The organism is Kitasatospora sp. NPDC050463 (assembly GCF_040655255.1).
Classification (GTDB): domain Bacteria; phylum Actinomycetota; class Actinomycetes; order Streptomycetales; family Streptomycetaceae; genus Kitasatospora.
The window spans coordinates 25877-40159 of sequence record NZ_JBFAJO010000060.1 but is presented as its reverse complement, the minus strand read 5'-3'; the positions used below and the strand labels follow the sequence as shown (position 1 = coordinate 40159).

Annotated in this window: 13 protein-coding genes; 6 read left to right on the top strand and 7 right to left on the bottom strand. The window is 74.6% G+C overall.

Annotation, left to right across the window (positions count from 1 at the left end):
• Positions 1-287: 287 nt before the first annotated feature.
• From AB0J08_RS30335 to AB0J08_RS30320, 4 genes are all read left to right on the top strand, one after another.
• Positions 288-2648, top strand: coding sequence for a molybdopterin cofactor-binding domain-containing protein (locus tag AB0J08_RS30335; protein ID WP_360641051.1), 2361 nt, complete (start codon positions 288-290; stop codon positions 2646-2648).
• A gap of 117 nt (positions 2649-2765) precedes the next feature.
• The gene (locus AB0J08_RS30330) at positions 2766-3293 is read left to right on the top strand and encodes a (2Fe-2S)-binding protein (protein ID WP_360641050.1); all 528 of its coding nucleotides are present in this window, start codon (positions 2766-2768) and stop codon (positions 3291-3293) included.
• A gap of 77 nt (positions 3294-3370) precedes the next feature.
• On the top strand, positions 3371-4093 hold the full coding sequence (locus AB0J08_RS30325; RefSeq protein ID WP_360641049.1) for a class I SAM-dependent methyltransferase: 723 nt from the start codon (positions 3371-3373) through the stop codon (positions 4091-4093).
• Positions 4094-4151: 58 nt separating this feature from the next.
• Positions 4152-4415 carry a hypothetical protein gene (locus tag AB0J08_RS30320; RefSeq protein ID WP_360641048.1) on the top strand — a complete coding sequence of 88 codons (264 nt, stop codon included), beginning with the start codon at positions 4152-4154 and terminating at the stop codon, positions 4413-4415.
• Between the two features lie 119 nt (positions 4416-4534).
• Here the strand turns inward: AB0J08_RS30320 and AB0J08_RS30315 are convergent, their stop codons facing one another.
• From AB0J08_RS30315 to AB0J08_RS30305, 3 genes are all read right to left on the bottom strand, one after another.
• Positions 4535-5131 carry a TIGR03086 family metal-binding protein gene (locus tag AB0J08_RS30315; RefSeq protein ID WP_360641047.1) on the bottom strand — a complete coding sequence of 199 codons (597 nt, stop codon included), beginning with the start codon at positions 5129-5131 and terminating at the stop codon, positions 4535-4537.
• 166 nt (positions 5132-5297) lie between these two features.
• Positions 5298-6047, bottom strand: a complete 750-nt coding sequence (locus AB0J08_RS30310) for an SDR family oxidoreductase (protein WP_360641066.1) — start codon at positions 6045-6047, stop codon at positions 5298-5300.
• 301 nt (positions 6048-6348) lie between these two features.
• A complete protein-coding gene (locus AB0J08_RS30305) occupies positions 6349-7122 on the bottom strand; it encodes a transglycosylase family protein (RefSeq protein WP_360641046.1) in 774 nt (257 codons plus the stop codon).
• 220 nt (positions 7123-7342) lie between these two features.
• Here AB0J08_RS30305 and AB0J08_RS30300 point away from each other — a divergent pair, with 220 nt between their 5' ends.
• Positions 7343-7537, top strand: a complete 195-nt coding sequence (locus AB0J08_RS30300; protein ID WP_360641045.1) for a hypothetical protein — start codon at positions 7343-7345, stop codon at positions 7535-7537.
• A gap of 111 nt (positions 7538-7648) precedes the next feature.
• Here AB0J08_RS30300 and AB0J08_RS30295 read toward each other — a convergent pair whose 3' ends face one another.
• Positions 7649-8353: a lysine transporter LysE gene (locus AB0J08_RS30295; protein WP_360641044.1), complete on the bottom strand. Its 705-nt coding sequence runs from the start codon at positions 8351-8353 to the stop codon at positions 7649-7651.
• A gap of 70 nt (positions 8354-8423) precedes the next feature.
• On the opposite strand from AB0J08_RS30295, the gene AB0J08_RS30290 reads away from it, so the two are divergent.
• Positions 8424-8855 carry an Lrp/AsnC family transcriptional regulator gene (locus AB0J08_RS30290; RefSeq protein WP_360641043.1) on the top strand — a complete coding sequence of 144 codons (432 nt, stop codon included), beginning with the start codon at positions 8424-8426 and terminating at the stop codon, positions 8853-8855.
• Positions 8856-8955: 100 nt separating this feature from the next.
• Here AB0J08_RS30290 and AB0J08_RS30285 read toward each other — a convergent pair whose 3' ends face one another.
• From AB0J08_RS30285 to AB0J08_RS30275, 3 genes are all read right to left on the bottom strand, one after another.
• Entirely contained in the window at positions 8956-9624 is a 669-nt protein-coding gene (locus AB0J08_RS30285) for a response regulator transcription factor (protein ID WP_360641042.1), read from the bottom strand.
• Positions 9625-9732: 108 nt separating this feature from the next.
• Positions 9733-11406: a histidine kinase gene (locus tag AB0J08_RS30280; RefSeq protein ID WP_360641041.1), complete on the bottom strand. Its 1674-nt coding sequence runs from the start codon at positions 11404-11406 to the stop codon at positions 9733-9735.
• Positions 11407-11599: 193 nt separating this feature from the next.
• On the bottom strand, positions 11600-14125 hold the full coding sequence (locus tag AB0J08_RS30275; protein WP_360641040.1) for a SpoIIE family protein phosphatase: 2526 nt from the start codon (positions 14123-14125) through the stop codon (positions 11600-11602).
• Between the last annotated feature and the right edge of the window lie 158 nt (positions 14126-14283).

Sequence of the window (14283 nt, the reverse complement as noted above, 5' to 3'; positions counted from 1 at the left end):
CCCGCGCGACGTCGGCGCGGTCCCGTCCACCAGGACCGGTCCGCGCCGACCGCGCGCCCGCCGTCTCCCGCGGACCCCGGGGCCGCCCGTGCCCGCACCCGCACCGCACGCGCACCGCACCCGAGGGGTGAACCTCCGTACGAACACGGAGCAGCGTTCACCCGCTTGGCGGTACCCAGGAGGCCGCCGCGCGGTGCGGTGCCGTCCGTACCCGCCCCATCCGACATCCCCACAGATGCCCCTTCCGGCCCGAAGTGCCCGTGTTGACCGGCCAGTAACCCACTCCTATGCTCGACCGCGTTCGTGATCCGGCACCGGGGCCGGGGCCGCCCAGGTCCGCCCCGCCGGAGCCGACCCCGGCTCGAAGGGCTCCTGCCATCAGCACCTCCGTCGCACCCTCGGACAGCACGCGGGACACCGCCGCCCCGACCGCCCCCGACCGTGCCACCGCGTCCACCGGCCGCCGCCGCTTCCTCACGTACCTGCTCGCCGCCCCCACCCTCACCATCGCCGCGCGAGCCGGTCTGGACGCCACCGCACCCGCCGCCACCCATGCCGCGGAGGCCGAACAGGGCGCCGCCGCACCACAGTTGATCGGCCTGCCCGGCATCCCCGACATCCTGGACCTCGGCGACGCGCTGATCGTCGCCGGTCTGCCCACCGCCCACCTGCTGGTGCTGGAGATCGCCGCCGACGGCCGCGCCGCGCTCCACCTGCCCCGACTGGAGGTCGGCCAGGGCCTCACCACCACCGTCGCGATGCTCGTCGCCGACGAGCTCGACGCCCGCCTCGGCGACGTCGACGTCCCGCTCTCCGACGGCCGTCCCGACCTGCTGTTCAACCAACTCACCGGCGCCTCCAACTCGGTGCGCTCGCTGTACGACCCGGTCCGGGCGGTGGCCGCCGCCGCCCGGGCCCGGCTGGTCACCGCCGCCGCCCGTCGCTGGTCCCTGCCGGCCGACACCCTGCGCACCGCCGACTCCGCCGTCCTCGCCCCCGACGGCCGCCGGGCCGGCTACGGCGAACTCGCCGCCGCCGCGGCCACGATCGCCGTACCGGCCGTACCCGCCACCCCCAAGTCCCCCGACCAGCAACGCCTGGTGGGCCGGCGGACCGGGCGGATCGACGCCCGTGACATGGTCACCGGCCGGGCCAAGTACGCCGGTGACCTCGCCGTTCCCGGCGCCGTGCCGACCGTGGTCGCCCGCCCCACCACCATCAACGGCACCCTCAGGACGCTGGACGCCTCGGCCGCCCGCACCATGCCCGGCGTCCTCGGCGTGGTGCAGATCCCCAGCGGCGTGGCGGTACTGGCCGAAACCTTCGACCAGGCGCTCAAGGCCCGCGACGCGCTCCGCACCTCCTGGAACCCCGGACCGGTCGCCGCGCTCTCCGACGCCGACATCCGGGCCCGGCTGCGCGCCGCCCACGCTCCGTTCCTCGTGCCGCCGCTGCTCACCCAGTACGTGGACGCCGAGTTCGACTTCGCCTTCGTCAACCACGCGCCGATGGAGGTGCTGACGGCCGTCGCCGACGTGCGCCCCAACCGCGCCGAGGTCTGGTTCGCCTCCCAGACCCCGATCGTGGCCCAGCAGACCATCGCCGCCGAGCTCGGCCTGCCGCAGGACGCCGTCACCGTCCATGTGGTGCGCGGCGGCGGCTCGTTCGGTCGGCGGCTGTTCTTCGACGCCGCGCTGGAGGCCGCCCGGATCTCCCGGGCGGCGGGCCGCCCGGTCAAGCTGATGTGGACCCGCAACGACGACATGCGCCACGGCCGGATGCGCCCCGCCAGCCACCACCGGGTACGCGCCACCTACGGCCTGGGTCAGGTGCTCAGCTACGAGCACCGGGTCGCCACCGTGCAGACCGACTTCCGGCACGGGCTCGGCGAGGCCCTCACCGCCGCCGGATTCAGCCTCTCGGTGGCCGGGATCAGCCTCGCCCAGGCCTTCTTCCTGCTCAGCGAGAAGAACCCGTACAACGTCGGCATCCCGACCCAGCTCCTCGCCGAGGTGCCGCTGGAGATGCACACCGGCAGCTGGCGCTCGGTCTACTCGGGCACCGTCCGCGCCGCCGACGAGATCATGATGGACGAACTGGCCCGGCGGCTCGGCCAGGACCCGGTCGCCTTCCGCCGGGCCCGGCTGCGCGACGCCGGCGGCCGGGCCGTCCTGGACAAGGTCGCCCAGGCCGGCCGCTGGGGCCGCCCGATGCCCGCCGGCCAGGCCCAGGGCATCGGCTACCACGACGAGAACGGCGGGCGCGTCGCCTACCTGGTCGAACTCGACGCCACCGATCCCCGCCTGCCGCGGGTCACCCGGGCGGTGATCGCCGCCGACCTCGGCCGGGTCATCAACCCCAGTGGCCTGGAGGCCCAGTTGACCGGCGCGCTGATCGACGGCATCTCGGTGATCCTGCAGGCCGGCAACCACATCGACCACGGCGCCGTCCGCGAGGGCAGCTTCGCCGACTTCCGCTACGCCCGGCAGCGGCACAGTCCGCCCTCGGTCGAGATCCATCTGCTGCCGCCGAGCGGACCGCCCGGCGGCGCGGGCGAGTTGGGCGTCCCAGCGGCCTCGGCCGCGGTGGCCAACGCCTATGCCCGCGCGACCGGAACCGCCCCGCGCTCCTTCCCCCTCGACTTCTGACCCCGCCTTCCGACCCCGCCTTCCGACCCCGACCTCTGACCCCGCCGCGCCACTCCCCCGGCCACTCCGGTCCGTCGCCTCCCCGACCCCCGACCTCCTCGAAGGGCTCAACTCCCCATGACCAGCCACACCTTCGTCCTCAACGGGCAGCCGGTCACCGTCGAGGCCCCGGACGACATGCCGCTGCTCTGGGTGCTGCGCGACAAGCTCGGCGTCACCGGCCCCAAGTACGGCTGCGGGGTCGGCGTCTGCCGCGCCTGCACCAGCCACCTGGACGGCGAGGAGTTCCAGCCGTGCACCGCGGCGGTCAAGGACTGCGCCGGCCGGACGGTCACCACCATCGAGGGCCTCGCCGACGGCGAGGTCCTGCACCCCGTCCAGGAGGCCTGGCTGGAGTGCGACGTCGCCCAGTGCGGCTTCTGCCAACCCGGCCAGATCATGACGGCGGTGGCCCTGCTGCGCCGCACCCCGGAGCCGACCGACGCCGACATCGACCAGATCCAGAACATCTGCCGCTGCGGCACCTACCCGCGGATCCGCGAGGCGATCAAGAAGGCGGCCGCCGCCGGGCGGGCCGCCACCGGGCCGACACCCCAGGCGGCCACCGGGCTCGCGACCGGGCTCGCGACCGGGGCCACGCCCTAGACGGCTGATTCCCAGGGCGGGAGCGAGCTGAAAGTGGTGGTGGTGTCCTGGGGGGAGCGAGTAGCGTCCGGGATTCGATGACTGACTCCTGGGACACCATCGCCGACTGGTACGCAGGTCTGCTGCGGGCTGGTTCTGCGATGCACGACTTCAACCGTGCCGTCCTGCTTGATCTCCTCCCCGAGGATCTGGACGGCCATCGTGTCCTCGACCTGGGATGCGGCGAGGGGATCATCGCCCGCTCGGCGGCTGCTCGCGGGGCGTCGGTGGTGGGCATCGACCCGTCACCACGGATGATCGAACACGCGTGGGCCGCCGGAACAGGCCAACCCGGCACGGTGGTCTACGCCGTCGACGACGGATGCACACTGAGCACGGTCGCCGCCGACTCGGTCGACTGGGTGACCGCAGGCCTGTCCCTGAACAACGTGCCTGACCTCGATGCCGCGCTCGCGTCCGTGCGACGCGTGCTCGTGGCGCGGAGCTCACTCGTCTTCACCATCCCCCACCCCTGCTTCGAAGCGCCGTTCGCCACCTGGACGCAGGTCGCAGACGGAGCCGCCCACCGGGTCGTCGGCGACTACCTCGCCGAAGGGTTCTGGCGCTCCGACAACCCCGAGGGCGCCCGCCGGGCCGGCAACCGGCACCGCATGCTGTCCACCTACCTGGCCGCATTGGTCCGGTACGGGTTCGCCCTGGAAGCTGTGACCGAGCCGGTCCCGAGCGCCCAAGTAGTGGTCGCGCAGCCGCGAAGGGCCGGACTCCCGCCATTCCTCGCCATCCGCGCGCGCCGCGCTTGAATGCGAACCGGGACCACCCGCTCTCGTTCCATGCCGAAGCACCGCGAGGGAGCCCGATGTGCTGCGCCCCGGCGGCGACGGCCACCTCCGCTTCACCGACCCGCCGCACGCCGCCGGCCCCGGCGAGCCGGCCGCCCATCTGCCCGCCGACGTCCACGCCGAACTCCTCGGCACCCTCGCGCCGGGGCGTGCGACGGAGCCGACCCGTGCCCGCACCCGCGCCTACGTCGACCGTTCCTGGGCGGCCGCCCCTCGGCCCTGCTCCACGGTCCCACCTCGCACTGCCCCGAGTATCGAGTTCCGTTGGAGCCGGGGCCGGTAGCACCCCGCCCCGCCCGCTCGGCAACGGGCCGGGCCGACGGCGCCCGGTCGGGAACGGCCCGTACCGGGGCCGGCCGGCAGCGCTGGGGGCGCTGCCTGCCACCGGGCACCGGCCACGGCTCACCGCGTCTGCGGATCGCGACCGAAGAAGGCGACCAACCGGTCGTAGACGGGCGCGTCCTCGGACACCGTCACCTCCGGGCCGAAGGCATGGTGCTCCTCCTCGCTGCCCCGGTACTCGGGGCGCAGCGCGCCGCGCCCCCAGGCGAGCGAGGCAGCCGCGACGTCCTGGTCCAGGCCGGCGGTGGACTGGCCGGTGGAACGGGCCACGTCCCAGGCGTGCACGGCGAACTCGGCGATCTGCTGGTCCACCGGGAAGCGGGCGGGCAGCTCACCGACGCCGGGCACCTCGATGACGCCGTCCAGGTCGCCGGCCTCGCGCCAGGCCGCCACCAACCCCTCGGCACCGGCCTCGAAGGCGTGCAGCCAGTCGCCTTCCAGGCGGGTGAAGGGCTGTGACCAGTCCGGGTTGCCACCCTCCGCCCGGATGGTGAACTGCCGCAGGTCGAAGAGGAGATGGCTGACCAGCTGGGCGACGTCCCAGGAGCGGCAGGTGGTCGGATGGGTCGCCTGCTCGGCGCCGATGCCGTCGATCAGCCCGGCGGTCTGCGCCAGGGCCCGGGCGAGCAGCTCGATCGGGTCTTCCGCTGCGGTCATGGCACACCTCTTCGCTTCGGGGTCAGGCGATCGGACCGGCCGATCGTAAACGGGAGGACCGACAACCGGCCCGGCGCAACACCGCGCCGGGCCGGTCGTCGACCCCACGGTCGGCCCCGCGTTCGACCCCGCATTCGGCCCCGCGTTCGACTCGGGGCCGACCGGCTCAGGCCGCGAGGCCGCCGTCGACGGCGATCTCGGCGCCGGTGATGTACCGGCCGTCCTCGCTGACGAGGTGCGCGATCGTGGCCGCGATGTCCTCGACCCGGCCGTAGCTGCCGAGCGCGGTCAGGCCCCGCTGGAACTCCGCCGACGGGCCGTCCGCCGGGTTCATCTCGGTGTCGATCGGCCCGGGGTGGATGACGTTGGCGGTGATCCCGCGCGGGCCCAGCTCGCGCGAGAGCGCCTTGGTGAGACCGATCATCGCGGCCTTGCTGGCCCCGTAGAGCGTGGCGCCGGGGAAGGCCACGTGCTTCGTGACACAGCTGCCGATGGTGATGATCCGCCCGCCCTCGCCCAGGTGGGCGGAGGCCGCCTGGGCGTAAAGGAACGGCGCCCGGACGTTCACCTCCAGCACCCGGTCCACGTCGTCGAGCGCGATTTCGCCGATCGGGCCGAGCACGCCGACGCCGGCGTTGTTGACCAGGATGTCGAGCCGCCCGAAGCGTTCGGCCACCGCCTCGACCACGGCCCGGACGGCCTGCGGGTCGGCGCTGTCCGCCCGGACCGCCCAGCCGCGCCGGCCCATCCCGGTGATCTTGGCCGCGACCGCCTCGGCCCGTTCCGTACCGCCCTGGTAGGTGACCACGACGTCGGCGCCGTCCTCGGCCAGCCGCAGGGCCACCGCCTCCCCGATCCCCCGGCTGCCGCCGGTCACCAGGGCCACCTTGCCGTCGAGCTTCGCAAGCTTGGTCATCGTCATATCGCCTGAACTCCTTGACTCGTTCCCGGACATGACTCAATCTTCAGCTCACGCCGCCCGCGAGTCCGGCGGTATTCGGACGTCGCGTTCAACGTTCAACTACCACCGGGGGCCTCCGGCAGTTCCGTGGACGCCGCCCCGCAGTACGAAGCCACCGCCGGCTGGCCGGGCCGGCCGACCCGCCGTCAGCGATCTGCCGAGGCACGGCGCCGGCCCCGGCGACGCGCCGAGCGGCCGCCCCTGGACGGGACGGCCGCTCGGCGCGAATGCGGGGACGGGCGACTGCGGGGAGGCGTCAGACGCTGAGCGTCTGGCCCGGGAAGATGAGGTCCGGGTTGCCGCCGATCGCCTTGACGTTCTTGGCGTGCAGGCTCGCGGTGTCGGTGCCGAACTTGGCCGCGATGTCGCTCAGGGTGTCGCCGCTCCTGACGGTGTAGCTGCCGCCGGAGGCGTTCCGGTCGTCGGCGGCCGGCTTGGTGGCCTTGGCGACGTCCTGGGACTTCCAGGACTGCGTCTTCTGCGACTTCTGGGCCTGGTCGCCCTGCGCGGGCTTGCTCGGGGCCTGCTTCGCCTGCGGGGTCTGCGCGGGCTTGGCCGGCTGCTGCGCCTTGGGGGCCGCGACCTTGGGAGCGGCCGGGGCCGAGGTGTCGACGGCCGCCGGGGCGCCGCCCTTGGCCAGGCCCGCCTTCGCCGAGCAGACCGGCCAGGCGCCGGGGCCCTGCGAGGCGAGCACCTTCTCGGCGACCGAGATCTGCTGTGCCTTGGTCGCCTGGTTGGCCTGCGAGGCGAAGGCGGTGCCGCCGTACGCGGCCCAGGTGGACGGGGTGAACTGCAGTCCGCCGGAGAAGCCGTTGCCGGTGCTGATGCTCCAGTTGCCACCGCTCTCGCACTGGGCGACGGCGTCCCAGGTCGAGGTGGACGCGGCGGAGGCCGAGGTGGCCGTGACGAGGCCGGCCACCGGAAGGGCCGCGACGGCCCCGCCGACCAGCACCAGACGGGCACGGCTGCGGCGCTTCCCGGCGGTGGCGGTGTTGGTGGTGGCAGCGGCGGTCTCGTTACGGATCGTCATGAAAGTCCTCTCGACAAGCCCCGGGCGGGCAGGCGGAACCAGGCCCTTGGCAGGGCCGTCGCGCTCACCTCACTCGACGGGCGGCCGGACACGTGTCGGACGTGCCGCGCCGCCCCGGCCACCCCCGCTCGCCGACGGCCTGTTCGAGCCGGTCGCGTCAACGGGCACGGCCCTCGCGCCGGGGGTCAGTCGGCGGGCCGTGCGTCGGGGGTGAACCCGGGTGGTGCTCGTTGCACCGCCAATGAAGCTACGGGCCCTCAGGGGCGGCTTCAAGCAATTCTTGGGCCCTGCAGGTCAGTTGACTGTTACCGGCGGTATCGATCATGAAACCGTGCCCGAAATGAACGGGTTTGACAGCATTTTCAAGATCAAATGGTCAATTTCCGTGCTCGCGCTCACATCTGTCCATCTGTGAAGCCGCCCACACCGTCGACGGAGCGCAATGACAGGACGACGGACCGTCACCGCCGTCACCGGAGTTCCCGGTTCCGCGGGGCGCCGCCGTGGTATCGCCCACACTCGTGACTCAGCGTGGCCACGCTGTGCGCACTGCGTAGAACACGACCAGTCCGTAGCCGACGCAGTAGCTGAACCTGCGGGCCCGAGCCGAGAGCCGCGCGCCCACCGAGACGCCCACCGCGGCCAGCAGTTGCTGCCAGAGCAGCGAGGCCGCCAGCACACCCGCGACGAAGGCCGCCCCGCCCGCGCCGCTCCGTGGGCCGCCACCGCCCGTGACCAACGCGGCAAAGTAGAGCGCGGTCGTCGGATTCACCGCCGTCAGCGCGGTGAACCGCAGAAAGGCCCGGAGCGGACCACCCGCCGCCCCCGAGCCGCCCGAGCCGCCCGGCGCGGCCTGGGCGGCCTGGGCGGCCTGGGGCCGGCGCAGGCCCAACAGCCCGCGGACCGCCACCGCCGTCAGCACCACGGCCGAACCCGCCCGGGCCCAGGCCTCCCAGCCGGCAGGAGTCGACGCCCACCGGGCGCCGAGCGCCGTGGCGAGCGCCGCGTACGCCGCGTCCACGAACGCCACCGCGCACGCCGCACTCACCGCGGCCGCGCGCCCGCGCCGCCCCTCCTCCAGCAGCAGCACCCCGACCGCCCCCAGCGGCACCGCCACGCCCAGCCCCGCGCCGACTCCCGCCAGCGCCGCCGCTGCCGTGCCGGCCCCGGCCGTCCCGGTCGCCGTCGCCGCCGCGCCCGCCATGCCCGCCATGCCCGTCACGTCCGTCATACCGGCCACCGTGGCGCAGCCGCCACGACAACGGCGGCCGGAACCCGGTCCGGACCGCGATAATCACGGCATGGACGCCCTCGACAGCGAAATCCTCGGCGAGCTGCGCGCGGACGCGCGGATCTCCTACCGCGACCTCGGCGCCCGTGTGGGCCTGAGCGCCAATGCGACGGCCGACCGGGTCCGGCGGCTGGTGCGGACCGGGGTGATCCGGGGCTTCACCGCCCTGGTCGACCCGGCCGCCGACACCGCGCGCCCGGGCCTGACCGTCTTCGTCGACGTCCGGCTGCGGCCGGAGACGGACAGCGACACCTTCGAGACCACGGCGCTACGACTGCCCGGCGTCACCGAGACCGCCCATGTCACCGGCGAGTACGACTATCTGCTGCGTGCCCGGGTGGCCGACGCCGCCGGGCTCGACCAGTTGCTGCGCCGCCTGAAGCACGAGGCGGGCGTCGCCCACTCCAGCACCCGCCTCGCCCTGCGGATCGCCACCCGCTGACCCGCTCTTCGCCCCGGCTGCGGCATGGACGCCCCAGCAGGGAGGCCGCCGCACGGACCGCCGCAGTACGGACGGCACGGATTCCTCGGCACGGAGCGGGTCAGATCGCGCCGCCCAGCCCCGCGTCGCGCGCCAGCAGGGCCGCCTGCACCCGGTTCTCGCAGCCCAGCTTGGCCAGGATCCGGCTGACGTACGTCTTCACCGTCGCCTCGCTCATGTGGATCCGGGCGCCCGCGTCCGCGTTGGACAGGCCCTCGCCCAGCAGCGCCAGCACCTCCAGCTCGCGCGCGGTCAGCACCTCCAGCCGCCGCCGGGCCGCCGTCCCCCGGGCCGCGGCCGGGCCGCTGCGGGCGCCGGCCAGCGAGTCGACGATGTGCCGGGTGGCGGCGGGCGAGAGGAAGGCGTTCCCGGTGGCTGCGGCCCGGACGGCCTGGATCAGCTCGGCGGGCGCGGTGTCCTTGAGCAGGAACCCGGCGCCGCCCTCGGTCACGGCGCGCAGGACGTTGTCGCGCTCCCCGAAGGTGGTGAGGATCAGTGCCCGCGCGCCGGGCACCACCCGGCGCAGCTCGCCGAGCGCCGTCAGCCCGTCCATCACCGGCATCTGGATGTCCAGCAGGACGACGTCGGCCCGGTGGGCCAGCGCGAGGTCCAGGGCCTGCCGGCCGTCGGCCGCCTCGGCGACCACGTCGATGTCGTCGGCGGAGGACAGGATCATCCTGATCCCGGCCCGGATGAGCGGCTCGTCGTCGGCGACGAGGACTCGGATCACTGCTGGTCATCCCCTCGATGTGGTGCGGGTGGCACTGCTCGGCACCATCCTCACACCTCGGCCGGGCCGGCCTCGCCGGGCGGCCCCGTCACCCGCTCGGCCGTGGTCTCAGAACCTCCCCAGGTAGTGCTGCTTCTCCACCAGCACGCCGTCCTTGAAGCAGAACCGGGCCACAGCGTCCTCGCTCCCCGAGCCGGTCGTGTCCCCGGCGAGGAAGTAGCGGCAGGACGACCCCGCCGGCGGGGTCGGGCCGCTGCCCTCGTAGTCCTTGGTGAAGAAGCCGTTGCCGGCCGGCAGACGGCCCACCACCTCCGCCTCGGGCGTGCCCTCCTGGATCGAGTCGTACAGCGAACGCTCCACGGTCGCGTCGTTGGCGGCGCCGATGAAGGCCAGCACGCCCCACACCAGCAGCCCCAGCACGGTGAGCAGCACGACCGCCCCGCCGACCGCGCAGCCGATCGCCGGGCTGCGCCGCCGCCGGCCCCCGGTGACGCCGTCGACCGCCGGCAGCGCGTCCAGCGCCCAGGGCTCCTCCCCGACGGGCCCGGGCCCGAAGGCCGGATCGACGGCAGGATCGCCGCCGGCCCCCTCGTACGGCAGCACGGCGGCGATCCGGAATCCGGCCTCGACGGTCGGCCCGGCGTGCACCATCCCACCGACCAGCCGGGCCCGCTCGCGCAGCCCGGTCAGCCCCTGGCCGCCGCTGACCGGCGCCGTCCCGGACCCCGCCCGTACCCCGACCGGCTCCGGCGCCGGCGGGTTGACCACCTCCACCACCAGCGCGTCCGGCTCGTAGCGCAGCGACACGGTGATGGGCGCGCCGGGGGCGTGCTTGTGCGCGTTGGTGAGCGCCTCCTGGACGATCCGGTACGCGGCGTGGCCGACGTTGGCGGCCGGCGTCCGGCGCTCGCCGTCCTCCCCGAAGGCGACCGGCGTCCCGGCCGCCCGGGAGGACTCGACCAGCTTCCCGATGCCCTCCAGTCCGCCGGTCCGCCCACCGCCGGCCGGTGGGCCGACCGGCGCGGGCACCGTGGCGGTCGACTCGTCGTGCAGCACTCCGACCACCTCGCGCAGCTCGCGCATCGCGGCGACGGCGGCCAGCCGCAGCACGCCCACCGCCTCCCGCTGCCGGTCGGACAGGGTGCGGTCGACCTCCAGCGCGCCGGAGTGAACGGAGATCAGGGCGAGCTGGTGGCCCAGGCTGTCGTGCATGTCCTGGGCTATCCGGTGCCGCTCGCGCAGCCGGGCCTGGTGCGCCACCATGGTGCGCTCGCGCAGCAGTTGCTCGTTGCGCTCGCGCATCGCGTCCAGCAGGGCCCGGCGCTGGGCCCGGTACCGGCCCCAGAGCGCGGGCAGCACGGCGAGCAGCAGGAAGCCGCCCAGGGAGAACCCGATCATCAGCTTCATCGGTGCCGACCCGGCGTCCTTCACCACGCCGGTGGCCGTCATCAGCAGGAAGGCACCGGCGAACGACCCGGCCAGCACGCCGACCCGCTTCACCCGGGAGCCTGCCGACCAGCCCACGCAGGCCAGCAGCGGCAGCGGCCCAGCGGCCCAGCCGGCGGCGACGGCGGTGAGCAGCAGCACGGTCGAGGGCAGGCCGCGCCGGAGCAGGAAGAGCACGGCCGTCCCGACACCGAAAACCGGCCAGAGGCACTCGTGGGAGGCCACGTCGATCAGCACCGCGAGCGCGCCGAGCAGCAGCGCGCCGCCGGCCTCCCGCACCACCGGCCAGAGCCGCCAGGGCCCGGGCAGCGCCGTCCGCAGCGCCGTACGCCACACCCTTCGTCCTGCCCTCGACCAGGCCTTCGCTATCGCGTCCACCCCGCGAGGCTAGCGAAGCGCACCCCGGAGCAATGTCGCCGTTCGTCGCTCCTCGCCCCGACGAAAGTCGCGCCCCGTCACCGGTGGCACGGGCGCGGCAGCGCCTCACCGACCCCGACCGCGCCTCACCCACCGGCACCGCGCCGGCGCCTCACCCGTACGCGGTGAGCATCAGCGCCACGTCGTCGACCCGGTGGGTGGAGCCGACCTCGCGCAGCAGCCGCTCCACCAGCCGTTCCAGGCCGTCCTCCTCGCCGCCGGGCTCCCCGGCCACCCCGGCGAGGGCGACGCGCAGCCGGTCCACGCCGTGGTCGATCTCCACCGCCGGATCCTCGACCAGTCCGTCCGTGTAGAGCGCGAGCAGCGAGCCCGGCGCCATCCGGAACTCGCTGACCGGGTACTCGGCCCGGTTGTCGACGCCGAGCAGCGGCCCGCCCGCCACGTAGAGCGCCTCGGTGCTCCCGTCGGGGTGGCGCAGCACCGGCGGGAGGTGCCCGGCCCGGGCGATCCGGGCGGTGCCGTCGGCGGGGGTGAGCCGGATCAGGCAGCAGCTGGCGAGCAGCCCGGGGTCGAGGTCGAGCAGCAGCTGGTTGGTACGCGTCAGCACCTCGTCCGGCGGGTGTCCGCTGGCGGCGAAGGCCCGCACCGCGCTGCGCAGCTGTCCCATGGTGGCGGCGGCGCCGACGCTGTGGCCCTCGACGTCGCCGATGACCAGGTTGAGGTCCTGGCCGGTGACGATGGCGTCGTACCAGTCGCCGCCGATCTCCATCCCCTGGGTGCCGGGCAGGTACCGGGCGGTGATCCGGACGTTGTCCAGGTGCGGCAGCCGGTGCGGCAGCAGGGCCTGCTGGAGGCCGCGGGCGAGGGCGAACTCGGCGTCGTAGAGCCGGGCCCGCTCCAGGGCCTGGGCGATGAAGCCGCCGAGGGCGGTGAGCAGTCCGCGCTCCTCGACGGTGAACACGCGGGACTCGTCGAAGCCGATGATGCAGCTGCCGACCGGGTGGCCGGAGGCGATCAGCGGCAGGAAGGCCCAGGCGCCCATCTCGTCCAGGGCGATGCCGGGATAGGCGACGGCGAGCTCGTGGACGGACTCGAAGAAGATCGGCGCACCGGAGCTGAGCGCCTCGGCGCCCGGCACGCGCGCGGCGACCGGTGTTCCCTCGAAACGGTCCAGGAAGCCGTCCGGGTAACCGGCCTGGGAGACCAGGTGGAGGCGCTTGTCCCGGACGGCGTAGATGGCGAGCTCCTGGCCGCCGAAGGCCGGCAGGATCTGCTCGGCGACGGCCTGGCAGACCTCCCGGACGGTGACCGCCTCGCTCAGCGCGCTGGCGAGCTGGAGCAGGTGGTACATCGCCCCGACGCTGGTCCGGGTGCCGGGCGGGGGTTCGGCCGGTGGTTCGGCCGCGCCGGCGGGCGGCTCGGCGGCGACGACCCGGCCGGTGACGCCGTGGGTGTCCGGGTAGAGCGAGAACGCCAGCCAGCCGTCCGGCGGGCGGGCCGCGAGGAAGGCGGTGGGCTGCTGGGAGAGCATCGCGGCGCGGTAGCGGTTCTCGTACACCGGGTCGGCGAGCCAGGGCAGCACGTCCCACGGGTGGTGGCCGACCAGGTCCTCGCGGCGGGCGTGCAGCAGGCGCTCGACGCTGCGGTTGGCGTAGGTGATGCGGCCGTCCGGGTCGAGTGAGAAGACGCCGTCGCGCAGCCGCTCGACGGCGGCCGCGGCGGCGGTTCCGGTACGGGTGTCCAGCACGGCGCCGACCAGGTGGGAGCGGCCGTTCGGCCCGCCGCCCTCGGGGACGCGGCCCCAGAGTTCGACCGGGTACGGGTGGCCCTCGTGGTCGAGCACCCGCACGCGGGCCGCGAGCACCTGTCCGTGGTCCAGTGCGGCACGGGCGGCGGCCCGGAACTCGGGCAGGTCGCCGGGGGCGATCCGGGTGGTCAGGGTGGCCGCCCGGCCGTCGAACTCGGCGGGCGACAGCCCGAAGATCTCGCAGAACTGCTCGTCGACGGAGAGCGCCCCGGTGGCCAGGTTCCAGTCGAACAGGCCGACCCGGGTGGTCGGCGGGGAGGGCGGCGCCAGCTCGACCACGGTGGTCTCGCCGTTGGGTTCGATCAGGCGCCCGCGCCCGTCCAGGGCCGCCAGCGCGGCCGCCAGGCCGTCGGCCACCACCCTCAGGTGCCGCTGCGCGCCGCGCGGCACCCCTTCGTCCGAGGCGGCCCACAGCACGCTGATCACCCCGTACGTCTCCTCGCCGGTCTTGACGGGCACACAGGCGGAGGCGTAGTCGTACGGCATGCCGACGGCGAGCTGCGGGAAGCGCCGCATGGTGTCCTCGGTGTCGGCCAGTGCGATCGTGCGGCCCGTCCGGAAGCTGACCGCCACCGGCATCGGCCCGGCCGCCGCGACCCGCCGGAACGGCGTGATGATCGACAGCGGCACGCCAGCGATGGTGCAGAGCACCAGCGAGCGCCGGTCCCGGGCACGCAGGTAGACCATCCCGCCGTACGCGTCGGTCTCGGCCAGCACCCTGCGGACGGCGGTCGCGAGCAGTGCGTCCCGCTCGTGCGTCGCCCCGGCCACGGCATCGCGCTCCCGGGGACGGCGCGCGTCGGGTCGCGCCGCCCAGGTACCGCCGGTCACGTGCGGACCGGGCCGGTCCGCCGGCACACCCTGGCGCATCCTCCCTTGCTACGCCCGGGTCAAGGGACTGTCAAGGCGAGCCCGGGCAGGCCCGGCGTGCCGCCCCCCGGTCGCGCCGCCATGACCGCCACGCCGACCGACCGAGGCCGCACCACGGTGGTCGACCTCGGGGCCGTCGCGATGGCCCCCACCACGCC

What these genes read in the sequence shown, in the direction of transcription:
- AB0J08_RS30330 (WP_360641050.1), top strand. Translation starts at nt 2,766, where the DNA reads ATGACCAGCCACACCTTCGTCCTCAACGGGCAGCCGGTCACCGTCGAG.
- AB0J08_RS30290 (WP_360641043.1), top strand. Translation starts at nt 8,424, where the DNA reads ATGGACGCCCTCGACAGCGAAATCCTCGGCGAGCTGCGCGCGGACGCG.
- AB0J08_RS30325 (WP_360641049.1), top strand. Translation starts at nt 3,371, where the DNA reads ATGACTGACTCCTGGGACACCATCGCCGACTGGTACGCAGGTCTGCTG.
- AB0J08_RS30335 (WP_360641051.1), top strand. Translation starts at nt 288, where the DNA reads ATGCTCGACCGCGTTCGTGATCCGGCACCGGGGCCGGGGCCGCCCAGG.
- AB0J08_RS30305 (WP_360641046.1), bottom strand. Translation starts at nt 7,122, where the DNA reads ATGACGATCCGTAACGAGACCGCCGCTGCCACCACCAACACCGCCACC.
- AB0J08_RS30315 (WP_360641047.1), bottom strand. Translation starts at nt 5,131, where the DNA reads ATGACCGCAGCGGAAGACCCGATCGAGCTGCTCGCCCGGGCCCTGGCG.
- AB0J08_RS30275 (WP_360641040.1), bottom strand. Translation starts at nt 14,125, where the DNA reads ATGCGCCAGGGTGTGCCGGCGGACCGGCCCGGTCCGCACGTGACCGGC.
- AB0J08_RS30310 (WP_360641066.1), bottom strand. Translation starts at nt 6,047, where the DNA reads ATGACCAAGCTTGCGAAGCTCGACGGCAAGGTGGCCCTGGTGACCGGC.
- AB0J08_RS30295 (WP_360641044.1), bottom strand. Translation starts at nt 8,353, where the DNA reads ATGACGGACGTGACGGGCATGGCGGGCATGGCGGGCGCGGCGGCGACG.